Raw genomic sequence first — 22,301 nt, 5'->3', positions numbered from 1 at the left:
GTCCTGTCTTTTCGTTGCTTCCGCGCTACGCGAACCTGATCGACTCCAGGGCCGATCTCGCCTGCTCCGTATCGAACTGTCCTTCCCGGCCGATGAAAACCAGCTTCACGCCGGGGCCGGGGCCGTCCCGTGTAGAGGGTGACGGGCCGGGCGACAGGCTCGCCCGCTTTCCGACAAGCTGGAACAGGAACCGCTCGCCCGGCCGCTCCCGGATCGAAAGGAAGCCTTTGCCGCGAGCGAGCTGCGCGGCGAAGCTCTGGACCGCATTCTGGAATGCGGGGAGGGAGACTGGGGCCTCCGACGACCATTCGAGATGCACGAACCTGTCGTCGGTGAGCAATGGAGGGGGGAAAGCCCCGGTCACATCCTGCCGGTCGGGAGGATTGCCGAAAAAGACGTCGAACGGGATGTCATCGGCCTTCCGTATGACGAACACCATCGTCTTCCGCATGGCGTGCAGCAGTGTCCTGACACCAAGCAAATCCTTGTCGGACACGCAATCCGCCTTGGACAGGACGACGAAGTCGGCGGCGTCCAACTGGGTTCTCCAGAGGGGATCGGAGATGTCATGCTCTTGCGCATCGACGACCGCCACCACGGAATCGAGCCTGACCGCGCCCTTGAGCACCGGGTCGAACAGTGCCGCGACGATGCCGCGCGGATCGGCTACGCCGCTTGCTTCGATCACGATTCCGCCGATGCGGGGCCGATGGGACAGAATCGTCCGCAGTGTGCGCAGCAGGTCCCCCTGGAGCGAGCAGCAGATGCACCCGTTCTTCAGGCCGATGACGGAGCGGCCGGATGCCGACAGGATCGTCTCGTCGATGTTGATCGCGCCGAAGTCGTTCACGATCGCGGCGAAGCTCCGCCCGGCGCTGCCCTGCAGGATGTGGTTGATCAGCGTCGTCTTTCCCGACCCCAGGACCCCGGTGACGAGCATCACCGGGACGGGATCGGCAGGCAGGTCAGGGTTCATCGTTCCGGCCCTCGCATCTGACCGCGCGGCCCGGCCGCACCCGCGTATCCAGTGTCCCGCCGAGGATGACGGGCGTTCCCCCCACCAGCACCGCATCCATCCCGGCCGCATGCGCGGTCATGTCGACGAAGCTGGCGCGCTCCGCGATGGTTTCGGGATCGAAGACGATGATGTCTGCGTCGCAGCCTTCCTGCAGCCTGGCCTTTCTGCGCATCTGCGGCAGGCATCCTTCGATGATCCGCGAAGGGATGAGGGTGCATTTTTCGATGGCTTCCATCAGGCCGATCTTGCCGCGTTCGCGGTGGTAATCGCCCAGGAATTTGCTGAAGGTGCCGGCGGATCTGGGATGTGACGACAGCCGCCGGGGAAGGGGCCACTCCGCGCCGCGGTAGAGGGAGCCATCCGGTTCGACCCAGGGCATCGCGTCGGATGCGATGGCGCCGCCTGGATACAGGACGGACAGGTCGAGCAGATCCCGGTGTCCGTCGTTCCGCTCCAGATCCAGGAAGTGCCAGGCGACCAGCGCCCCCGGATCGGCCTGCCTGACCCCGAGCAGCTCGTCCCGGTCGCGCATCTGGTGCCGGTTGTGGATCAGCTCGATGCTGCCGTACGCCGAGCCGGTGCGCTTCGGAAACTCCGGATCGGCAAAGAAGGCGGCGGAAATCACCGTCGAGCCGGTGCCGTACGGATAGGCTTCGACGGTGATCGGCAATCCCATCCTCTGCGCGTTCAAAAGAAGGTCGCGGCATCGGCCGATGTCGTGCAGCGACGTGGAGTTCAGGTGGCAGACATGCATGTGGGCGCCCGTCGCGGCGGCATAGCCGATCAGCCGGACATAGGCCTCCTCCGAGCTTTGCGGATCGGTGTTCGACATGAACGGGATGTGGGTGAATGTCGGGACGCCCGCCGCCGCCGCGACATTGCAGACCGCCGTCATTTCCTTGACGCCCGCTCCCGGCGCATAGCCATGCGGAATGCCGATGCCGATGCCGCCCTCCCGCAAGCCGGTGCACAGGATATCCCGGATTTGGGCAAGCTCGCCGGCCGACGCCACCGCGCTCGACCACCCCCCGTCATCGCCGGCGCCCTGGCCCATCATCTCCATCGGGTGCAGGTCCGGATCCGCGGCGATGCCGGCCTTGACGGTCTTGCGCGCGAAGATCCAGCCGACCGAGACCCCATGGTTTAGGACTCGGCCTTCGGTCCTTTGCCGATCGTACCAGGCCGCCACCGGAAGAACCCCGACCTCCAACTCGAGCGCCGTGGTCACGCCGTCGAACGCCTGCATCCAGTCCGCTGCGACCGACTGGCCATGCGCATGGAGGTCCACGAAGCCGGGGCAGACGACTTTCCCGGAAGCGTCGATGGTCTTGCCGCCGGTTCCCTCCGGGATCGCACCGACGGTGGCGATGAGGCCCGACCTGATGCCGACATCGATGATCTCATCCCGGCCGCTTTCGGGATCGACGACACGACCCCCTCGGATCACCACGTCGTATGTGCTGTTCTGCAACGTCCCTTCACTCCCCGATCCATGCGCCGGCAGCTGGCGCGCCGTTCGATCCTGCGGCGCCCCTTTCATGGTAGGAACGGCGCGAATATTTTAAAATCGCGGTGATCCGTATCAATAACTGCGGGCCATCCGTTCCCTGAGGGAGTTTCCGTAAAGACTGAACAGCTCGTGTATCGTGCCGACCCCAAGCTTCGAGTAGAGGTTCTTGCGGTGGGTCTTCACCGTCGTTCCGGAAATATCCAGGCGAAGGCTGATCGACAGCGTCGAATGGCCGCCGATCAGCAAGCCGACGATCTCCTTCTCGCGCGGGCTGAGGCGCTCGATCCTTTGCAGCAGCCCGTGATCGATCCTGTCGCCCTGGCTGTCGGCCGGCAGGCCGGCGGATTGCCAGTGGCGGCGGAACACCGAGGTCAGGAACGGGAGGACGGCTCTCACGTTTCCCGCCTCCTGGTCCGTAAAGCCCCGTCCGCTGCGCTTGCGCGTGAGGACGATCAATGTGCAGGCATTTCCAGGCATCGGCAGGCAAATGCAGAGTTCGTCATTCCAATCCGGCATCCCGTCCGGCAGGCGATCAAGGTCCCCGGCCGGACCTGCCGGGGCGCTCCGTCGTCCGGCATCCCCGGTGGGGCGGCCGAACCGGACGATGTCGCGCCGCAGGTAGACCCCCGATCTGATGCCGGCCCGATACATCCGATGGAATGGATGTGGCACGGAACCGCAGTTCCGATGTTCGGAGCCGCTCGGTGGTCGGTCCCGACCGTCGCGGCCGGGAACCGGCGGTCCATCACCGTCGTAGAGGAGCTGGGTACATTCGTCGAAGGAGATCAGCGTGGCGAGCGAGCGGGAGAAGACGTTCGGGAACACCGGATCCTCGATCGCTTCGACAAGTTCCGCCGACGTCTCGGCCCAGGCGGCCAGAAGCCCGTGGTGAGAGACGATGCAGGTCCGCGTGTCTTCATAACACACCATTGCGCCCTCGCTTCGTAGAGGCCGGCTTCGTGTCTTCCTAGGCGGTCGCGGCGCGATGGCCGCGCGGTATCGGATCAGGACATCCGCGCGGCGGCTTGCCGTACCGCCTCTATCCTGCGCGCCCGGAACGGGGCGATCCGTTCGCTCATCGATGCGAGAACCTCCGCCGGCGCGGTGTCCGGCGAGCCTGCGTTGAACGGCGGAGCGGGATTGTATTCCAGACGCAGTTGCACCGCTTCCGCGGTCGCGCGGTCGATGAGGGTCGACACCAGGGTCAGCGCGAAATCGATCCCGGCGGTCACGCCGCCGCCGGTGATGCGGTTCCGGTCGATGCAGACCCGTTCCCGGGACGGCGTGGCACCGAAGTGCGGAAGAGCCTCGACCGCGCTCCAATGGGTGGTTGCGCGATAGCCCTTCAACAGGCCTGCCGCCCCGAGCACGAGCGATCCGGTGCAGACCGACGTGATGTAGCGGGCACCCTCCGCCTGCTTGCGGAGGAAACCGAGAACCTCGTCGTCACTGAGAAGATCGTCGGTGCCATATCCGCCCGGTACGCAAATGACGTCAAGTTGCGGACAGTCGGCAAACGTGACGGTCGGCGTCATCGCAAGGACGGAATCGCTCGGTACCGGCTCCATGCTTTTCCAGACCAAATGCACATTGGCACCCGGTACGCTGGAAAAGACCTGCAACGGACCAGTGAGGTCGAGTTGTGTCACGCGGGGGAAGACCATTAGTCCGATTTGCAACGGTGTCGCCATCACGGTGCTCCAAATATTCGGCTTGACGAAAGAAATCTGCCATGATGCCATCCGGTCGCAAACGGCGTAATTCCCTCCTTTTCGGACGGACGCATGATCGGAGTTTTGATCTATCCGGATTTCCAACTGCTGGACGCCGCAGGGCCCATATCCGTGTTCGAGATCGCCGGGCGCTTTGCGGGCAAGGCACCGGCGATCCGGATGTATGCCGCCGATGCGGGGCCGGTGCGGAGTTCCTCCGGCATCGAGACGCTCGCATATGGTCTGCGGTCGGCCAAGTCCGTTACCACCTTGATCGTGGCCGGAGGCGAGGGGGTTACGGCGGCGGCGGGATGCAGGACGACGCTTGCCTTCGTGCGGCGGCTCGCAAGCCGGGGCGTGCGGATCGCGAGCGTCTGTTCCGGTGCCTATGTCCTGGCCGAGGCCGGGCTGTTGCAAGGCCGCCGCGCCACGACCCATTGGTGCCGCACGCAGGACTTCATCGCACGCTATCCCGGGGTCAAGCTCGAGCCGGACAAGATTTTCACCTGCGATGGCGGAGTGTGGACATCGGCGGGCATCACCGCCGGAATCGATCTTGCGCTTGCGCTGGTCGCCGAGGATCATGGCGACGCGATCGCACAGATGACCGCACGCCAGCTCGTGCTCTACCACCGCCGAAGTGGCAGGCAGACGCAATTCTCGCCTCTGCTCGACCTGAAGGATCCGAAGGGCCGCTTCGAGGCGCTGCTGTCCTGGGCCCGTGAGCATCTCGACGAGGCTCTGACCGTGGAGATTCTCGCCGAGCGCGTCGGCATGAGCTCACGGCACTTTGCCCGTACTTTCATCGCCGAGACCGGCATGACCCCGTCGAAGGCGATCGAGAAGCTGCGCATCGAGGTCGCGCGGTCGTGGATCGAATCCTCCAGCGAGATGATCGAACGCGTGGCCCAGATCACCGGTTTCGGCGATCCCGAGCGGATGCGCCGGGCGTTCATCCGGGTCTTCGGCCAGGCGCCGCAAGCCCTGCGGCGCGCCGCGCGCGCTGCGAAGGCTCCCCTCCCGACCCGGTGACAGTGCTTGAATCCCGAGAGAGGTACGGGTCCGCCCGCCATCCTCCCCTAGGAGGATGGTGGTCAAGGGGGCGCCCCGCCAAAGTAAGAAAGTTAACATAATCTGGTAGGCATATCGGCCGGACCTCAACGGTCGGCAAGGGTGCTGCAACCAGAACGGGGAGCTTGCACGTAGTCTCCGCCTTTCAACGACGAATGCCGGGCCGAGTACCGGATTAAGCCACACCGTCCTTAGTCGATGGACGAGTCAAAGACCGCTTGCGATCCGATGATGCCGTTTCAGGGGCGCAATGGGGATTCCGAGGACTGTCGGAACATTCGACTGGCGAAGAGGGCAGGGGCGTCGTCGGGCGGAGGTAACCATCGCGCCACAGCAATCGCAATGACCGACTCAGCGCAGGGACGACGGGAAACATGCACCATCATCGAAGCCAATCCATCAAGTCTTGGTTCCGTTCCGCGATCCGGATATCCACGGCTGCTGCTGCATTTTCGGCCATGGCGATCGTGGCCGATGTTTCGGCGGCTGAAATCTCGGACGGCGTGGTGCGGATCGGCATCATAAACGATCAATCGGGGGCATTGTCCGATTTGGCGGGGCCCGGGTCGGTCGTCGCCGCCAAATTGGCGATCGAGGACTTTCAAAAATTGAAGCCTGACCTGAAGGTCGAGCTTGTTACCGCCGACCATCAGAACAAGGCCGACATCGGTTCCCAGGTCGTGCGCCGGTGGTTCGATGTCGACGGCGTCGACATGATCGCCGATGTCGGAAACTCCGCCGTGGCATTGGCGATCCAATCGGTTGCCCGGGACAAGAACAGGATCGTCATCTATTCGGCGGTCGGAACGACCGAGATCAGCGGCAAGCAATGCTCGCCGACGGGCATCGCTTGGCTTCACGACAATTACAATCTGGTCGCCGCCCCGATCCGCAAGCTCGTCTCCGAAGGACTGGATGGCTGGTTCTTCATTGCCGCCGACTATGCCTTCGGCAGGAACATGGTATCGGAGTCGCAGCGGATATTGTCCGAGGTCGGCGGAAAATCGGCTGGCGCAGTCTTCCATCCGCTCGGCACCGTCGACTACAGCTCCTTCATTCTGCAGGCGAGCGGCTCGCAGGCGAAGGTCATCGCCTTTGCGAATGCCGGCGACCAGCTCGTCGCCGCGATGAAGCAATGGACCGAGTTCGGCATGAACACGGGCTCGCAGAAGGTGGTTGCCGAGCTGATGTTCCTGACCGATGTGCACAGCATGGGGCCGGAGATCGCAAAAGGATTGACGACCGTAACCGCCTGGTATTGGGATCTGAATGACGAGACCAGGGCCTTCGGCCGGCGTTTCTATCAGGCCCGCAACAGAATGCCGACGGCACCCCAGGCCGCCGTCTATTCCGCCGTGCTGCATTACCTGAAGGCCGTCGCGGCGGCCGGTACGGATTCGACCGCAGCCGTCATGGAAAAGATGCGATCGATGCCCGTCGACGATTTCTATGCGCGCGGAGCGATGCTGCGGGCTGACAACAAGCTCGTCCATGATTTCTACCTGGTCCAGGTCAAGGAACCGGCCGAGGTGAAGGGCCCCTGGGAATATTACAAGCTGGTCGCGACGATCCCGGCGAGCGAGGCGTACCTGCCGCTGAGCCAAAGCGAGTGCCCCCTGGTCAACACGGCAAGCAGCCGGAAATGAAGGGTCGGCAGATCGGGGAGACGCCGCCGCGGCTCCTCGATGCCCTTATCCACCGTCAGCCACAAAGAACGCGGGAGCGCGACCTTGAATGACGACATCATTCTGGAGGCCCGGGGCCTTTCCAAGGAGTTCGGAGGTTTCGTCGCGGTCAAGGAGGTGAACCTGCAGGTGAAGCGGGGCACCATCCATGCGTTGATCGGCCCGAACGGCGCCGGCAAGAGCACGGTGTTCAACCTGCTCACCAAGTTCCTGACGCCGACGCGCGGCCAGATCCTCTACAAGGGCCGCGACATCATCCGCACCAAGCCGGCCGACATCGCGCTGATGGGCTTGGTGCGGTCCTTCCAGATCTCGGCCGTCTTCCCGCATCTCAGCGTGCTGGAGAATGTCCGCGTCGCGCTCCAGCGCCCGCTCGGCACCAGCTTCCATTTCTGGAAGTCGGAGTCGTCGCTCTACGACCTGCACGATCGCGCGCTGGAGCTGATCGAGGCGGTCAACCTCTCCCCCTGGGCCGGGCACACCGCCGCCGAGCTGCCCTATGGCCGCAAGCGGGCTCTCGAGATCGCCACCACCCTGGCGCTCGACCCGGAGGTGATGCTGCTCGACGAGCCGCTGGCCGGCATGGGCCATGAGGACATCGAGGGCACCGCGGCCCTGATCAAGCGCGTCGCCGCCGACCGCACCGTGCTGATGGTCGAGCACAACCTGTCTGTCGTCGCCCATCTCTCCGACACCATCACCGTGCTCCGCCGCGGCGAGATCCTCGCCGAGGGGCCCTACGAGGTGGTGTCGAAGAACCCGCAGGTGATGGAAGCGTATATGGGGACCGGACATGCCTGAGGGGATCAACACCAAGACTGCCATGCTGGAGATTTCCGACCTGCACGGCTTCTACGGCGAGAGCCATGTGCTGCACGGCGTCAGCCTGGAGGTGCGGCAGGGCGAGGTGGTGACGCTGCTTGGCCGCAACGGCGCCGGCAAGACCTCGACCATGCGCGCCGTCATGGGCATCATGGCCAAGCGCACCGGCTCGATCCGCTTCCAGGGCCAGGAGCTGATCGGCATGGCCCAGCACAAAATCCCCCGGCTCGGCATCAGCTATGTGCCGGAGGAGCGCGGCATCTTCTCCTCGCTCAGCGTCGACGAGAACCTGACGCTGCCGCCGGTGGTGAAGGATGGCGGGATGACGATCCCGCAGATCTACGAGCTGTTCCCCAACCTGAAGGGGCGCGGTTCGACCCAGGGCACGCGGCTGTCGGGCGGCGAGCAGCAGATGCTGGCGATCGCCCGCATCCTGCGCACCGGTGCCAGCCTGATCCTGCTGGACGAGCCGACCGAAGGGCTGGCTCCCGTCATCATCGAGCAGATCGGCGTGGCGGTGCGGGCGCTCAAGGCCCGCGGCTTCACCATCGTCCTGGTCGAACAGAATTTCCGCTTCGCCGCCACCATCGCCGACCGCCATTACGTCATGGAGGAAGGGCATGTGGTGGACATGATCCCCAACGACCAGCTCCACGCCAACATGGACAAGCTCCACACCTATCTCGGCGTGTGAGCGGGAGACGAGAGACCCACCATGTCCCATCTGCTCGGCATTCCGCCGCAGGCCCTGTTCGGCCAGCTGCTGCTCGGCCTGATCAACGGCTCCTTCTATGCGCTGCTCAGCCTCGGGCTGGCGGTGATCTTCGGCATGCTCAACGTCGTCAACATGGCGCATGGCGCCTTGTACATGGTCGGCGCCTTCGTGGCGTGGCTGCTGCTGAGCCATGCCGGCATCGGCTATTGGGGGGCGCTGGTGCTGGCGCCCCTGGTGGTCGGCGCCGTCGGGCTGGTGCTGGAACGCACGATGCTGCGCCGGCTCTACAAGGTCGACCATCTCTATGGGCTGCTGCTGACCTTCGGGCTGGCGCTGATCTTCGAGGGCGCCTTCCGCCACCAGTATGGCGTGTCGGGCCAGCCCTATCCGATCCCGGACCTGCTGAAGGGCGGCACCAACCTGGGCTTCATGTATCTGCCGACATATCGCGGCTGGGTGGTGGCGGCCTCGCTGCTGGTGTGCCTGGGCACCTGGTTCGCCATCGAGCGGACCAGGCTGGGGGCGTATCTGCGCGCGGCGACGGAGAACCCGACGCTGGTGCAGGCCTTCGGCATCAATGTGCCGGTGATGGTGTCGCTGACCTACGGCTTCGGGGTGGCGCTGGCCGGTCTGGCCGGGGTGCTGGCGGCGCCGATCTACCAGGTGTCGCCGCTGATGGGCTCCAACATCATCATCGTGGTGTTCGCGGTGGTGGTGATCGGCGGCATGGGCTCGATCCTCGGCGCCATCGTGACCGGGCTGGGGCTGGGGCTGCTGGAGGGGCTGACCAAGGTGGTCTACCCGGAGGCCTCCAACATCGTGGTGTTCGTGATCATGGCCGTGGTGCTGATGGTGAAGCCGGCCGGCCTGTTCGGACGGGAGAGATAAGCGATGAGCATGCAAACCCAGGCGCTGCCGCGGACGGGGATGGAGGCGGGGGCGCGCAAGGCGTTGCTGCTGGGGGGCGGTCTGCTGCTGGCGGTGCTGGCACCGTTCCTGCTGTATCCGGTGTTCCTGATGAAGGTGCTGTGCTTCGCGCTGTTCGCCTGCGCCTTCAACCTGCTGATCGGCTTCGCCGGCCTGTTGAGCTTCGGCCATGCCGCCTTCTTCGGATCGGCGGCCTACATCGCCGCCCACACGGTGAAGGAATGGGGCTGGGCGCCGGAGGCGGGCCTGCTCGCCGCCACCGCCGTCGCCGGGCTGATGGGGCTGGTCTTCGGGCTGATCGCGATCCGGCGGCAGGGCATCTACTTCGCCATGATCACGCTGGCCTTGAGCCAGATGGTGTTCTTCCTGGCGCTGCAGCTTCCCTTCACCCATGGCGAGGACGGCATCCAGGGCGTGCCGCGCGGCATGCTGTTCGGGCTGTTCGACCTCGGCCAGCCGCTGACGATGTATTATGTGGTGCTGGCGATCTTCCTCGGCGGCTTTGCGCTGGTGTGGCGCACGGTGCATTCGCCGTTCGGTCAGGTGCTGAAGGCGATCCGCGAGAACGAGCCGCGGGCGGTGTCGCTCGGCTACCGCACCGACCGCTACAAGCTGGTGGCCTTCGTGCTGTCGGCAAGCTTGGCGGGGCTGGCCGGCGGGACCAAGGCGCTGGTGTTCCAACTGGCCTCGCTGACCGACGTGACGTGGCAGATGTCGGGCGAGGTGGTGCTGATGACGCTGCTCGGCGGCATGGGCACGCTGCTCGGCCCGGTGGTGGGGGCGGCGCTGGTGGTGACGCTGGAGAGCTACCTCGCCGCCACCAGCCTGCCGGTGCCGGTGGTCATCGGCTGCATCTTTGTCGGCTGCGTCCTGCTGTTCCGCCGCGGAATCGTCGGGGAGATCGTCGGGCGCATCGACGCCAAGGGCAGGAAGCCCGTTTAACCAGGGGCGGTGGCCGTAAAGCCCTATCGTCATTCGGAGACTGTCATGACGAGTAGAGACATCCTGAGCCGTCTGGTCGGTTTCGACACGGTCAGTTCGAAGTCCAATCTGGCGCTGATCGACTGGGTCCGCGATTATCTGGAGCAACAGGGAATCCGCTCCGACCTGATCCATGATGAGACCGGGACCAAGGCCCATTTGTGGGCGACCGTCGGACCCGAGTGCGACGGCGGCATCGTGCTGTCGGGCCACACCGACGTGGTGCCGGTGGACGGCCAGTCCTGGAGCAGCGATCCCTTCACCCTGACCGAACGCGAGGGCAAGCTCTTCGGCCGCGGCACGGCCGACATGAAGGGCTTCATCGCGGTCGCGCTGAATGCCGTGGAACGCTTCAAGGCGGCATCGCTCGACCGGCCCGTACATCTCGCCTTTTCCTATGACGAGGAGATCGGCTGCATCGGTGTGCCGAGTTTGCTCGAGGCCATCCGCCGGCGCGGCATCCGGCCGGCCGCCTGCATCGTCGGCGAGCCGACCATGATGAAGCTGGTGATCGGCCATAAGGGCATCCTGTGCGCCCATGGCCATGTCCGCGGCTTCGAATGCCACAGCTCGACGGCGCCGGAGGGCGTCAATGCCGTCCAGTACGCCGCCCGGATCATCGACTTTGTCCGGCTGGAGTGCGAGCGGCGCTATCGGGAAGGGCCGTTCGATCACCGCTTCATACCCTCCACGACCACTTTGCATGTCGGCACGGTGCAAGGTGGTACGGCGTTCAACATCGTGCCGCGGGACTGCCGGTTCGACCTGGAGATCCGTCATCTGCCGACCGAGGATCCCCACCGGATCCTGCAATCGGTCGAAAGACATTGCCGCGACGTGCTGGAACCGGAGATGCGCGCCGTCGCCCCCGACACCGGCATCACCCTGTCGGTGTTCTGCGACACCCCGGGATTCGTCGCCGATCCCGGCTCCGACATCGCCGTCCTCTTGCGGCGGATCACCGGTGACAACGACAGCGCCGTCGTCGCCTACACCACCGAGGCCGGCCATTTCAGCCGGGACGGCTACCCGACCATCGTCTGCGGTCCGGGCTCGATGGCCCAGGGCCACAAGCCCGACGAGTTCATCGAAGTATCTCAATTGGCGGCCGGAGACCGCTTCATGGAGGCGCTGGCCGGCGCGCTCGGCCGCGTCAGCCCGCCGCGCCCCTTGCCTTGACGAAATCGAGGAAGGCCCGGAGCGGTGCCGGCACCAGGCGCCGTCCGGGATAATAGAGGAAGGGACCGGCAAAGGACTGCCACCACGGCTCGAGCACCGGTTCCAGCGCCCCGCTGTCCAGATGCGGCCGCAGCCATTGCTCGAACAGGTGGATCACCCCGGTACCGGAAATGGCCGTTTCGATCGCAAGTTCCATGGCGCTTCCCGAACCCACCACCAGCGGCCCGGATGGGTCCAGCCGGATCACCTCCCCCTCGCGCTCGAACTCCCAGGGTGGCATGGCGCCGCTGGAAAAGCGCCCGCGCAAGCATGCATGGGCCATCAGGTCGCGGGGATGTTCGGGACGTCCCCTCGCTGCGAGGTAGGAGGGCGAGGCCGCGGTCGCGAAGCGCTGCCGGCGTGGACCGATGGGGACGGCGATCATATCCTGTTCCAGCCGTTCGTCGTAGCGGATGCCGGCGTCGCACCCGGCGGCCAGCACGTCGACGAAGCTGTCCTCCGCCATCACATCCAGCTGTATCTCGGGATAGGCTGCGAGGAAGGGGGGCACGATCGCCGGCAGGACCAGCCGTGCCGCGACGACGGGCACGTTGAGCCTGAGAGTGCCTGCCACACGGTCACGGAACCCGTTCACCACGTCGAGCGCGGCGTTCACCTCGCGCAGGGCCGGGCCGAGCCGGGCCAGCAGCCGCTCGCCCGCTTCCGTCGGCACCACGCTCCGCGTGGTGCGGTTGAGCAGCCTGACGCCGAGTTGCCCTTCCAGCCGCCGCACGGCTTCGCTGAGGGCGGAGGCGCTGACGTTGCCCGCGCGCGCAGCGTCGCGAAAGCCGCGTGCCCGCGCCACGGCGACGAAGGCGTTCAGGTCTCCCAGGTCATGTCGCATTGTTCGGAAATCCGCACGGGTTGTCCCTATTGTGCAGACTAATCGGATAGGACCGTCCCCGCTAGATTTGGTCGAGCCATCAAGGAGACGATCATGTCCAGTATCGACAAGTCCGGTAGTTTTTCTCTCGGCGGGACTGCCGTAAGGCGGCTCGGCTATGGGGCCATGCAACTCGCCGGTCCCGGCGTGTTCGGTCCTCCGAAGGACCGCGATGCCGCGATCGCCGTTCTGCGCCACGCCATCGCGGCGGGTGTGAACCATATCGACACCAGCGACTTCTACGGTCCGCATGTCACCAACCGGCTGATCCGCGAGGCGCTGGCACCCTATCCGGACGATCTGCTGATCGTGACCAAGATCGGTGCGCGGCGCGGCGACGATGCTTCCTGGTTGCCGGCGGCATCGCCCGACGAACTGCGGCAGGCCGTGCATGACAATCTGCGCAATCTCGGCCTGGACGTACTCGACGTCGTCAATCTGCGGCTGTGGGGCGAGAACGGCCATGCTCCCGCCGAAGGACCGGTCGAGCAGGCGTTGAGCGTGCTGGCCGAACTCCAGCAACGGGGTCTGGTGCGGCACATCGGCCTCAGCAACGCAACGCCCATCCAGGTCGAGGATGCCCGCCGCATCTGTGGGATCGTCTGCGTGCAGAACCACTACAATCTCGTGCACCGGGCGGATGATGCCTTGATCGACGATCTTGCCGGCAAAGGGATCGCCTATGTGCCGTTCTTTCCGCTCGGCGGATTCACGCCGCTCCAGTCCGGCACATTGTCCGGCGTCGCCCGCCGTCTGGGTGCGACGCCCATGCAGGTGGCGCTCGCCTGGCTGTTGCAGCGCGCACCCAACGTCCTGCTGATTCCGGGAACCTCTTCGGTCGGACATCTGCGGGAGAATCTGGCGTCGGCGGAACTGGAGTTGCCCGCCGACGCCGTCGAAGCATTGGATCGCATGGCCTGACTGCCGCATACCGGCCGGTCCGGCTGACGCAGGTCCGGCGAATGCGAGACTCATCCGGCAGAGGCCGGAGTCTGCCGGCAGCCGCCGGCACCCCGATTGGAAATAGTCGAGGTGCCGGCGGCTTCGGGCGGCACCCCTACGGTCCATGGTGCGCCCCTTCGAACAGGATGTTTCCATCCATATCGGGAACGGCAGTCCTATCGACATCGGATCCCTGTCCCGCTGTCGAAATCGATGAGCAGCTTAAGGCGTCGCATATCCAGAAAATGAGACGCTATGATGCGATTACTGCCTGTATAGTGTTTGATTTATGTTCTGCACAACGTAATTCCGCACGATATAAAATAAAAATAAAACAATGCCAATCGCAATGAAGCAATTTTTTCTTGAGGATAATGCTAATTTCGTATTGACATCATATTGGTCGTATTTGTATATTGTTCTGGCACAAAGGGTATTTACTTATGAAGGGCCCGCTCTGTCTCAGGCAGCGGGCTCTTTTTTTGCGATGGAAAATACCCGTCAATTGCAGCTCGTTGTTCGTGTAATAGTTGATCGACATCGCTCCATTCCAGCTCGCGGGGATGCGCGGTTCCAACTTGCGACAGAGCGTGTTCCGGCACAGCTTGAGCTCTTACTGTGGGGCGGGCTGATTGGAACGGCCGAGGCGATCCCGAAACGCTGATGCGCCGCCAGGGCTGAGGTCACCTCCGTTCCATCTTCTCCTTCAGGCCCGCAAGACCGGCCTGCATGAAATTGGCCATCGCAGTCTGGGCGGCCGTATCGTCGAGCGTCTCGGGCGGATAGTTCCCGGTGTCGCCGCGGTAGAAGCGTGCGGACCATCGCACCATGCTGCCGTTGTCCGGGGCTTCACTCACCGTGAGGGTGGCCGAGTAGAAACTGACGGGAAAGGCCTCGAGGTTCGGCTTGATCAGGCGATAGGAAAGGCTGTGTCCGCCAGCATTCAACTCGTCGAGGCTCTCGACCAGCATGCCGCCGTCGCGCAGCGTCAGGGTCCGTTCGGCATTGCTGGCGGTTTCCGCCGCCACCGTGCAGGCGGCGACCAGCGGATGCCATCCCGCGAGACCTGCGAAATCCGCGATCATCCCCCACACCAGCGCGGGGGTGGCCGCGATGACGACGCTTTCCTCCACCTTCTGCGGGGTCGGGCCGTGGGCCGAAACGGGTGCGCTCGATAGGAGGAGTGCGGCGATCAGGAGGAGTCGGTTCAACATCGGGTCAACCTTTTCCGGTGAGCGGATGGGCAGGGCGGCGGCGCAGACGCTCCAGGACCGGCAGCAGGCCGTAGACGGCCAGCAGGGCCAGCAACGCCAAGCCTGCGGGAAGGGGGCGGAGGTCCACCGCGGCCACGATGGGCCGGCCGGTGGCGTGGCGTCTCAGCGCGGCTTCGAGGGCGTCGGGGCCGGTCGGATGGGCGTAGCCCAGCCCGGTCCGCTGCGCCAGCCCTTGCAGATAGGGCTCGCGAACCGCGGTCAGGTGCTCGGATCCGGCGAGCGGGGTCGCGCCGAACGGGGCGTTGCGTGGATGCCAGCCTTCGCGGGCGGCTGCATCCGCCGGCGGCGGGCCGACGCGTGACTCGTGGGGCACGTCGGCGGCCTGGACGAAACCGATCTCGCGCCCCCGGTCGTCGAACCGGGGGATCGGCACCGGAACCGTACCGCCGACGCCGACGATCACGCCGCTCACCTCTCCCGGCCGCCCCTCGAACGGCGGCGGACCCGACAGCGGAAGCGGCGGAGCCTCCTGCCCGTCGGTCAGGAAGACCAGGCTGCTCCCCAGGTCGCGGGCGATGGCGATGGCGCTGTCGAGCCCCGAAGCGATCCGGCTGTCCCCCTCCCAGGCCATGCGCCAGTCGAGCGAGGCGATCGCCCCGTCGATGGCCGCATAGTTTCCGCAGGTCTCGACCGGCCCGAACAGCAGGAAGCTGCGCCGCTCCGTGAAGATGCCGAGGCCGGCGCGGGAGCCGCAGGGCAGGCGGGCCAGCAGCGCGCGAAGCTCATGCTTCACGAACTCCAGCCGGCTCACCGTGCGCCCTTCGACCGTCTGGTCGCGCGCGTTCATGCTGCCGGTGATGTCGGTGACGAACAGCAGATCGAAGCCGAGGCGCGACGCCGTGGCCTCCGGCCGGGCGAGGGCAGCCAGCAGGCCGAGGAACGCCAGGACGAGCAGCCGGAAGCGCATGTCGCCTGAAGCCCGCGGCGTCATGGCAGGCCTCTCGGCAGGCCGGGCAGATCCGACCACAGCCGCACCGGCAACTCGGGCGGCTCCTCCTCCGGCGGGCGGTCGATCTGGGGAAAATCCCGCACCAGGCGCATGGCGACGTCGAGGTTGTATTTCGCGTCCCACAGCCCCGGATCGAGCGCGAGCGAGTGCCGGTAGCCGTCCTTGGCCAACCGGACCAGCGCCCCGGCGGCATCGATCCGCCCGGCTTCGAGCAGGGAAAGCGCCGCGCGCAGACGGGCGTTGGCAAGGTCGTATTGCGCCGCGGCAGCGATCCCGTTCCGGCCGGGCGGCAGGCGGTCGACCATGATCTGCGCCTCTTCGAAACGGTCCCGCACCATCAGGAAATGGGCGCGGGCGAACCGCAGCTCGGCAGCGGCCGTCTCATCCACCGGCAGATCCCGGCCGGCCGACAGCCCGGCGATCAGCCGGTTGTCCCGCATGGCGAGCAGCAGGCCGCCGGCGCAGGCCGCACAGGTGCCAAGCGCCAGCGCCAGCAATCCCCAGAGCGCGCCGGACAGGAGAGGTCCGCGCCACCGCATCGCACGCAACGATCCGGCATGCGCGGCGGCCGGTGCCGGGATGGGGGCATGGGTCATGGCGCCCGCGCCTTTCCGTGCCGGATGACGCCGCCGCCATCCGCCGCGACCCGTCCGCCGGCGGGCCGCCGCTCGGCCAGCTTGGCGAGCATCAGGAGCCCGACGCAGGCTGCCGCGCCGGCATAGGCCGCACCGGCCAGATCGCGGCGCGGGATGCGCTCCCAAAAGCGGACCGGACGGGATTCGAGCGAATCGATCTCGCCGATGGCGGTTTCGACCGCCTGTGCGCTCGTCGCCTCGAAGGCGCGGTAGGAGACGCCGAGACCGGCGAGGAAGCGGTGAAGGTGACGCTCCGGCATCGCCTGCGGCGTGTCCTCGCCCGGAGCCTGCGGCTCGTCGAAAATGCCGCGGCTCCCCTTGGTCCGCAGGAACAGCCAATAGAGATGCAGCGGCGTCCGGACCGCGGCGTCGCGCAGCGCCTCCTGCACCCGCCGGTCGATCACCGCCGCGCCGTCCGACACCAGGAGAACGGCATGGCCCGGGTCGGGCCCGCCGTCGGGCCTGTCCAGCGCCACCATCGAGAAGGCGAGCACGAGGCCCCGCCCGACATCGGTGTAGGCCAGGCCGGGCCGATCGATCGCGCCGATTGCCGCCAGCACCGCCGCCCGCTGGTCGGTGACCGGCAGCACCGGCATCGGCGCCGTCGAGAAGGCGACGATGCCGACGCGGTCATGGGGCCGGCGGGCCAGAAGCTGGATGAGCAGGCGCCGGGCCGTGGCCGACTTCGTTTCCTCGTCGCCATCGGGCGGGCGGCCGGCGAAGCCGTCGTCCATGCTGCTGCTGCGGTCGAGCAGCAGGACGAGCGGCGCCCCCCGGCCGATCCGCTCCACATCCAGCGCCACCCGATGCAGGCCGGCGAGACCGAGGACGAGCGCCGAGATGGCCAGGGCGGCGGCAAGCCTCAGGCCGATGTCGATGCCGGTGGAAACCGGATCCCGCGGCAGGAACGAAAGGGAGGGGAGGGCCGACGGGACGAAGAGCGGCGCCGCCAGAGGAAGTGCGGCGAGCGGCAGCAGCAGGAGTATGGCGGGATCGTCGAAAGCCAGGGTCATCCCGCCGCCCTTTCCGCTGCGGCCAGCCGGCGCCCCAGTGCCACCAGCCCCTCGGGCGGCAGGAGATGAAAGGCCGCGGCACCGTCGGTGCGAAAGAACGCCTGCCTGGACGCCGCAAAGAAGCGTTCGATGTCGCTCTGCAGCGGGCGGAATGCCGGTGCCGCATCGAGGAACATCGGCAGGTCGTCGGCCAGAATCCGCCGCTTCGCGGTGGCGTCGAAGGCGCGATGGAGGGTGAGCAGGGCGGCGCGGTAGGCCTCCATGTCGGCGCCGTCCCGCAGGCCGCGGCGCAGATCGCGGACGGAGCGGGCGAAGGGACGCCGGGCACGGGCGCGGAACGGCCACCAGCCACGGTGACGGGCGATCAGACCGAGCAGTAGAAGGGCGGAGCCGCCGGAACTCCCGGTCGCCATCAGCCAGCCCGACAGCGGAACGCCGCGCGGAGCCGCGTCGGGCCGCAGATAGGTGCCGGTTTCGTCGCGCTGCGGGCGGATCTCGCGCAGCGGCGAGGTCAGGAAGGTCCAGGCGGGGACCGTGGCCTCGGCCCGTTCGGCGCCGTCCTGCAGCGTCAGGGTGATGGGAGGGATCTCCAGCGCCAGCGGTTCGAGCGGCGCGTAGAAGGTCTGATACTCCAGATGCAGCCGGTGACGCCGCAACCCGCCGCGATCGCCGAGATCCTCCAGCTCGACCCCCCTCAACTCGAGCCAATAGGTCAGCGGGCCCGGCCGGGGCAGCGAGGCGGCCACCACCCGGAGGCCCGGATCGGCGGTGATCGTGACCTCGTGGCGGATGATGTCGCCGATGAAGAAGCCGAAGGGCCGCGGACCGGAGAGCTCCACCGAACGGACGGCGGCGGCCGTGGCGGAGGCGGCCGGTACGGCCAGGGCCAGGGCCAGGGCGATGCGGAGGGAAAGGGCCGGTGAGTGGCGCATGGCGGTGTTCATCCGGCGGCCAGATGTTCGGCCAGGGCATCGGGATCGAACCCGTCGGTCAGGATGAACGGTGCGCGCCCATGCCGCCTGAACAGGTGATCGAGCGCGGCCCGGTGGGCCAGGGCTGCCTGGTGCCACGCCGCGCGCAGGCCGGGCCGCATCACCGCAAGCCGCCGCCGCCCGGTTTCCAGGTCGCGCAGCGCAACCAGCCCCCAGCCAGGCAGGTCGGCCTCCTCGCCGCCGTCGCGGAGCAGGACGGGAAGGACATCGTGCCGCCACAGCCGGTCGAACACGGATGCCACCAGATCGAGCGGCAGCAGGAAGTCCGAGATCAGCACGACCAGACTCCGCCGTGCCGGAAGCCGGTCGGCCATCTCCAGCAGCCCTTGCGCGCTCGATCCTTGTGGCATTGCCCCCAGGAGACGCGCCCAGGCATCGCTCTCCACGCCCCGGCGGTGGGTCGGGGGAATGAAGATGTCCTCGCGCACGCCGGCATCGCAGCCGACCAGCCCGAAGCGGTCGCCCATCTTGCCGGCCGAAACCGCCAGCGTGGCGCAGAGCGCGGCGACACTTTCCATCCGCGCGACCCGTCCGGCAAATCCCATCGATCCCGACAAATCGACCACCGCCACCACCGCGACCGCGGTGCGGCGGGCAAAGCTGCGCACCTGCACCTGACCCATCGGATCGCGCGCCGTCTCGCGCAGATCGATGCGCCGCGGGTCGGGATGCTGCCAGAGCGGCCGGTGCCGGAGGAACACGCCGTCGCCGCCCTCGCCGCCGCCGGGATGCGCCCCGGCCCGTGCGCCGCCCGGACGCCAGCGCAGCCGGTAGGGAATGGGGGTGGCCGGCATCATGGCGCCGGCACCCGTTCGAACACCGCGCGGCACAACGCCTGCACGATGGGCGCGCGGCGCCGTTCATAGACCGGATCCAGGAAGATGCGGTGGGCCATGACCTCGAAGAAGACGTCGCGCAGATCCTCGGGCACCACCATGTCGCGCCCCTCCAGCCACGCCCTGACGCGGGCCGCCCGAACCAGGAAGGAGACGCCGCGGGGGCTGGCGCCGCCGATCACCAGCCTTGCGGTGTCGACGCCGTCCAGCACGATCCCATGACGGTGCGGATCGCGGACCGCTCCCCACAGCGCGATGGTATAGGCTTCGATCGCATCGCTCGCCTGTACCATACTCTGGATCGCCTCGGCGGCGGCGGGCAGCCCGGCGACGTCGAGGATGCCCTCGGGAACGGTGGCGACCAGCCGGTCGATGTCGTGGAAGCGCGTGTCGAACACCAGCCGGCGCCGGATCGCCTCGTCCGCCGGCATGGGAACCTCGATCTCCATGAAGAAGCGGTCCCGGGCTGCGGCCGGCAGCTCGAACGTCTCCTCCTGCTCGACCCGGTTGCGGTCGGCGAAGAGCTGAAGATGGGGAAAGCGGTAGTCGCGGTTGAAGGCGGAGACGCTGCGCTCGGCCATCAGCCGCAGCAGCAGCGAATGGACCTGGGGGCGGGCGCGGTTGATCTCGTTGAAGAAGAAGATCGACAATTCCTCTCCCTGGCGCAGGAGCGGCCCGGGTTCGACGCGCGGCCGGCCGTCCTCGGCGAGATGGGCGTGGTAGACGAGATCCGTCGGCATCAGGTCGATGGTGCCGTCGATGCGCTCGAAGGCGCCGCCGACGACGCGGGCGAGCGCGCGCAGCAGCGTCGTCTTGCCGACCCCCACGTCACCTTCCAGCAGGACATGGCCGCGGGCGAAGACGGCGATCGTCAGCAGGCGGATGACCCGCTCCTGGCCGATCACCACCTTGCCCACCTCCCGCTGCACCTCGTCGGCACAGGCCAGCCAATCGCTCAAAGTTGCATCGGCGCCGCGGACAGCACGCATCATGGCCCCTTCCACATCATGCCCGGCCGTCGTGGACGGCGTCGCGACGTTCACCGCGTCCGTTCACTGCGTCGGGATCTTCTTCACGTCATAGACGAAGGTGCCGGTCTTCTTGAAATGGTCGACCCGCTGCCGGTTCCGCTCGTCCATGGCCTTGATGGACTCCTGCTGCTTGTTGAGTTCCATCGGGTCGTGCTTGGGATCGTACTTGGAGCCGGCGATCTTCGCGGGATAGCCCGGCTTCGGCTCCCAGCAATTGCCGGGCGCCTTGCAGTTGGTGCCGTCATAGGCCGCCGCCGGAAGGGCGGTGCCGGCCAGCACCGCGGCCACGGCCATGGCGGCGAGCACGGCACCGGCGCGGCCGGATTCCGCCGTCGGCTTGGTCATCGGCTTGGTCATCGTCATGATCCTTTCTCGTTCGGTGCGGCAGCCGGACGGGCCGCCTCCATGGTTCCACGCGCTGTCCGGTCCAGCCGTTGTCCGGTCCAGGCCGGTTCGACTGCATCGGCTCGACCGCATCAATTCACCGCTGCCCGGCATTGGCCGGGCTCGGCGGGGGCCTGTGCCGTTTCCACCCGCGCCGACGAATAGGGCTTGAAGGCGCGGCGCTGGTCTTCGCTGAGCCACTCCGCTCCGCCCGGAGGGCCGGTGTAGACATGCCGGACCCACGCCATCACCAGCAGGATGTCGTTGAGCGACAACGACCCGTACTGCGGCCCCATTTGCCCCTGCGCGCCGCCGAACACCGTCTCGAACAATCCCTTGTCCGTGGTGTTCTTCGGGTAGGTCCAGTAATCGTCGTTGAGCCCGGGCCCGATCTTGCCTTCGGCCACATGCCCATGGCAGCCGGAGCAGGCCGACAGGAAGATTTCGGCACCGACGGGCAGGCAGGACGCATTCTCGTTGTAGGGATTGTTTCCGGTTTCCAGGAAGGTCTTCACGGCCGGCGTGTCCCGGCCTTCCGGCAGCCCGTGGCTCAGGTCCAGCACCTCTCCGGTGACCGTGTTGTTGAAGGTCAGGGCCGCCTGGGCTCCCCAGGTTCCCACGGCGCCGAGAAGGCTGCCGAGGGCGATTCGCAGGATGGTCTTTCTGTTCATTCCGCTTTGTCGCTCCCAAGGCAGCCATGGCTGGTCGGCGGGATGCCGGGTGGGATGCCGGGCGCAATCATTGCCCGAGCCCCGGTTCCATCGGAGGAATGCCCTCCTCGCGCAGGATCGCCGCGATCTGCGGACGCACCTTGGCAATCGCTGCATCGAGTTCGGAGCGCAGCGCGGCATCGTCCTTGCGCACGGCCATCGACTGGTCGAACTGCTGCGGCACGAGCTTGCCGGCCGCGGTCATGCCGTTGCGGTCGATCATCGTCATCCGCAGCGGAACGCTGGACGCCTTCACGTAGCGCGCCACGTCCGGCGCGAAGGCGACCGCGACATCCGCCGCCCCCTTGGCCACTTCCGAGACGAGGACGTCTCCCGGAACCTGGGTATATTGGTTGCGGCGGTCGGTGAAGTTGATGAGGGAATATTGATAGATCAGGTTGTCCTCGTAGAGGCCGGTCTGCTTGAGCATCTCCTCGGACGGCGAGTGGAACTGGTAGGCGATGCGCCGCACGCGCGCGAGGTCGTCATCGGACCAGTTGGTAAGCTTCAGGTCGCTGTCGGCGCGGGTGATGAAGGCATAGCCGGTGCGGTAGTAAGGGGTGGTGGTGAGCACCCGCGGATCGCCGTCGTCGATCCCGATCATGACGTCGCAGGCGCCCTTGTCGAGCATGTCGCGCACCAGGAAGATCGCCGGCTTGTCGGTCCAGACGAATTCCGCCTTGCGGTTCATGGCCCCGGCGACGATGGCGGCGATGCGGTTCTCGAAGCCGCTTCCGTCGACGGCCGCATAGGGCGCGGCACCCTTGGAGGCGCAGACCCGCAGCGCCGGAGGATCCGCGGGGGCTGCCGCGAGGGCTGCCGACGACAGGGGAAGGGAAAGGGCGATCGCGGCAGTTGCAAGGGGCAGGGCCAAGGCAAGGACATGCCGGTCAATGCGTGAGGTCGATCGGCCCGGAGCCGGTCGGGGAGGCCCTGGTTCGTTGATGAGGACACGGGTCATCGTCGGATGCACTCCATCTCGGATGGCAATCG

24 protein-coding genes are annotated in these 22,301 nt (G+C 66.7%); 9 read left to right on the top strand and 15 right to left on the bottom strand.

Going from position 1 to position 22,301, the window contains the following annotated elements; all coding sequences use genetic code 11:
* Window positions 1-25 precede the first annotated feature (25 nt).
* The 4 genes from AL072_RS34395 to AL072_RS18775 all read right to left on the bottom strand — a co-directional run bounded on the left by AL072_RS34395 (window position 26) and on the right by AL072_RS18775 (window position 4,219).
* The gene (locus AL072_RS34395; protein WP_045582796.1) at window positions 26-976 is read right to left on the bottom strand and encodes a CobW family GTP-binding protein; all 951 of its coding nucleotides are present in this window, start codon (window positions 974-976) and stop codon (window positions 26-28) included.
* Window positions 966-2,489: an amidohydrolase family protein gene (locus AL072_RS18785; RefSeq protein WP_245636851.1), complete on the bottom strand. Its 1,524-nt coding sequence runs from the start codon at window positions 2,487-2,489 to the stop codon at window positions 966-968. Before AL072_RS18785 ends, AL072_RS34395 begins: the two co-directional genes overlap by 11 nt.
* A gap of 111 nt (window positions 2,490-2,600) precedes the next feature.
* Complete coding sequence (locus AL072_RS18780; protein WP_052710066.1) at window positions 2,601-3,458, bottom strand: helix-turn-helix transcriptional regulator; 858 nt, start codon at window positions 3,456-3,458, stop codon at window positions 2,601-2,603.
* Window positions 3,459-3,532: 74 nt separating this feature from the next.
* Window positions 3,533-4,219, bottom strand: a complete 687-nt coding sequence (locus AL072_RS18775) for a DJ-1/PfpI family protein (protein WP_045582797.1) — start codon at window positions 4,217-4,219, stop codon at window positions 3,533-3,535.
* Between the two features lie 93 nt (window positions 4,220-4,312).
* On the opposite strand from AL072_RS18775, the gene AL072_RS18770 reads away from it, so the two are divergent.
* The 7 genes from AL072_RS18770 (at window position 4,313) to argE (ending at window position 11,620) form a co-directional block, all read left to right on the top strand.
* The gene (locus tag AL072_RS18770) at window positions 4,313-5,272 is read left to right on the top strand and encodes a GlxA family transcriptional regulator (RefSeq protein WP_045582798.1); all 960 of its coding nucleotides are present in this window, start codon (window positions 4,313-4,315) and stop codon (window positions 5,270-5,272) included.
* 497 nt (window positions 5,273-5,769) lie between these two features.
* Window positions 5,770-6,957 (top strand): ABC transporter substrate-binding protein, encoded by a 1,188-nt coding sequence (locus AL072_RS18765; protein ID WP_045582799.1) that lies wholly within the window; start codon window positions 5,770-5,772, stop codon window positions 6,955-6,957.
* Window positions 6,958-6,996: 39 nt separating this feature from the next.
* Complete coding sequence (locus AL072_RS18760; protein WP_082109004.1) at window positions 6,997-7,797, top strand: ATP-binding cassette domain-containing protein; 801 nt, start codon at window positions 6,997-6,999, stop codon at window positions 7,795-7,797.
* Window positions 7,790-8,512: an ABC transporter ATP-binding protein gene (locus AL072_RS18755; protein ID WP_045582801.1), complete on the top strand. Its 723-nt coding sequence runs from the start codon at window positions 7,790-7,792 to the stop codon at window positions 8,510-8,512. The genes AL072_RS18760 and AL072_RS18755 overlap by 8 nt, the downstream gene beginning before the upstream one ends.
* Before the next feature lie 21 nt (window positions 8,513-8,533).
* The gene (locus AL072_RS18750; RefSeq protein ID WP_045582802.1) at window positions 8,534-9,421 is read left to right on the top strand and encodes a branched-chain amino acid ABC transporter permease; all 888 of its coding nucleotides are present in this window, start codon (window positions 8,534-8,536) and stop codon (window positions 9,419-9,421) included.
* A gap of 39 nt (window positions 9,422-9,460) precedes the next feature.
* The gene (locus AL072_RS18745; RefSeq protein ID WP_425388606.1) at window positions 9,461-10,402 is read left to right on the top strand and encodes a branched-chain amino acid ABC transporter permease; all 942 of its coding nucleotides are present in this window, start codon (window positions 9,461-9,463) and stop codon (window positions 10,400-10,402) included.
* Window positions 10,403-10,447: 45 nt separating this feature from the next.
* Window positions 10,448-11,620 carry an acetylornithine deacetylase gene (argE, locus tag AL072_RS18740; protein WP_045582804.1) on the top strand — a complete coding sequence of 391 codons (1,173 nt, stop codon included), beginning with the start codon at window positions 10,448-10,450 and terminating at the stop codon, window positions 11,618-11,620.
* On the opposite strand, the gene AL072_RS18735 is transcribed toward argE, so the two are convergent.
* Complete coding sequence (locus AL072_RS18735; RefSeq protein ID WP_045582805.1) at window positions 11,595-12,503, bottom strand: LysR family transcriptional regulator; 909 nt, start codon at window positions 12,501-12,503, stop codon at window positions 11,595-11,597. The two genes, argE and AL072_RS18735, sit on opposite strands and share 26 nt — an antisense overlap.
* A 93-nt stretch (window positions 12,504-12,596) precedes the next feature.
* Between AL072_RS18735 and AL072_RS18730 the strand changes: the two genes are divergently transcribed.
* On the top strand, window positions 12,597-13,463 hold the full coding sequence (locus AL072_RS18730) for an aldo/keto reductase family oxidoreductase (RefSeq protein ID WP_045582806.1): 867 nt from the start codon (window positions 12,597-12,599) through the stop codon (window positions 13,461-13,463).
* A 358-nt stretch (window positions 13,464-13,821) separates the two neighbouring features.
* On the top strand, window positions 13,822-14,148 hold the full coding sequence (locus tag AL072_RS34390; RefSeq protein WP_144428286.1) for a hypothetical protein: 327 nt from the start codon (window positions 13,822-13,824) through the stop codon (window positions 14,146-14,148).
* 19 nt (window positions 14,149-14,167) lie between these two features.
* Here AL072_RS34390 and AL072_RS18725 read toward each other — a convergent pair whose 3' ends face one another.
* From AL072_RS18725 to moxJ, 10 genes are all read right to left on the bottom strand, one after another.
* Window positions 14,168-14,698, bottom strand: coding sequence for an SRPBCC family protein (locus AL072_RS18725; protein WP_052710068.1), 531 nt, complete (start codon window positions 14,696-14,698; stop codon window positions 14,168-14,170).
* Window positions 14,699-14,702: 4 nt separating this feature from the next.
* Window positions 14,703-15,689, bottom strand: a complete 987-nt coding sequence (locus AL072_RS18720; protein WP_045582807.1) for a VWA domain-containing protein — start codon at window positions 15,687-15,689, stop codon at window positions 14,703-14,705.
* Window positions 15,686-16,303, bottom strand: a complete 618-nt coding sequence (locus AL072_RS18715) for a hypothetical protein (RefSeq protein ID WP_245636850.1) — start codon at window positions 16,301-16,303, stop codon at window positions 15,686-15,688. Before AL072_RS18715 ends, AL072_RS18720 begins: the two co-directional genes overlap by 4 nt.
* Window positions 16,300-17,355 carry a vWA domain-containing protein gene (locus tag AL072_RS18710; protein ID WP_045582808.1) on the bottom strand — a complete coding sequence of 352 codons (1,056 nt, stop codon included), beginning with the start codon at window positions 17,353-17,355 and terminating at the stop codon, window positions 16,300-16,302. Before AL072_RS18710 ends, AL072_RS18715 begins: the two co-directional genes overlap by 4 nt.
* On the bottom strand, window positions 17,352-18,287 hold the full coding sequence (locus AL072_RS18705) for a hypothetical protein (RefSeq protein ID WP_045583305.1): 936 nt from the start codon (window positions 18,285-18,287) through the stop codon (window positions 17,352-17,354). Before AL072_RS18705 ends, AL072_RS18710 begins: the two co-directional genes overlap by 4 nt.
* A gap of 8 nt (window positions 18,288-18,295) precedes the next feature.
* Complete coding sequence (locus AL072_RS18700) at window positions 18,296-19,144, bottom strand: DUF58 domain-containing protein (RefSeq protein ID WP_052710070.1); 849 nt, start codon at window positions 19,142-19,144, stop codon at window positions 18,296-18,298.
* Window positions 19,141-20,175 carry an AAA family ATPase gene (locus AL072_RS18695; protein WP_200909843.1) on the bottom strand — a complete coding sequence of 345 codons (1,035 nt, stop codon included), beginning with the start codon at window positions 20,173-20,175 and terminating at the stop codon, window positions 19,141-19,143. Before AL072_RS18695 ends, AL072_RS18700 begins: the two co-directional genes overlap by 4 nt.
* A 60-nt stretch (window positions 20,176-20,235) precedes the next feature.
* Entirely contained in the window at window positions 20,236-20,577 is a 342-nt protein-coding gene (locus AL072_RS18690) for a methanol dehydrogenase [cytochrome c] subunit (protein WP_245636849.1), read from the bottom strand.
* Between the two features lie 113 nt (window positions 20,578-20,690).
* Window positions 20,691-21,269, bottom strand: a complete 579-nt coding sequence (moxG, locus tag AL072_RS18685; RefSeq protein WP_045582810.1) for a cytochrome c(L), periplasmic — start codon at window positions 21,267-21,269, stop codon at window positions 20,691-20,693.
* A 67-nt stretch (window positions 21,270-21,336) separates the two neighbouring features.
* Window positions 21,337-22,269, bottom strand: coding sequence for a methanol oxidation system protein MoxJ (moxJ, locus tag AL072_RS18680; protein WP_082109005.1), 933 nt, complete (start codon window positions 22,267-22,269; stop codon window positions 21,337-21,339).
* Between the last annotated feature and the right edge of the window lie 32 nt (window positions 22,270-22,301).

Origin of the sequence: Azospirillum thiophilum (assembly GCF_001305595.1) — a bacterium.
Classification (GTDB): Bacteria; Pseudomonadota; Alphaproteobacteria; order Azospirillales; family Azospirillaceae; genus Azospirillum; species Azospirillum thiophilum.
Note: the sequence above shows the minus strand (reverse complement) of the source record. Positions and strands in the feature narration are given on the sequence as shown.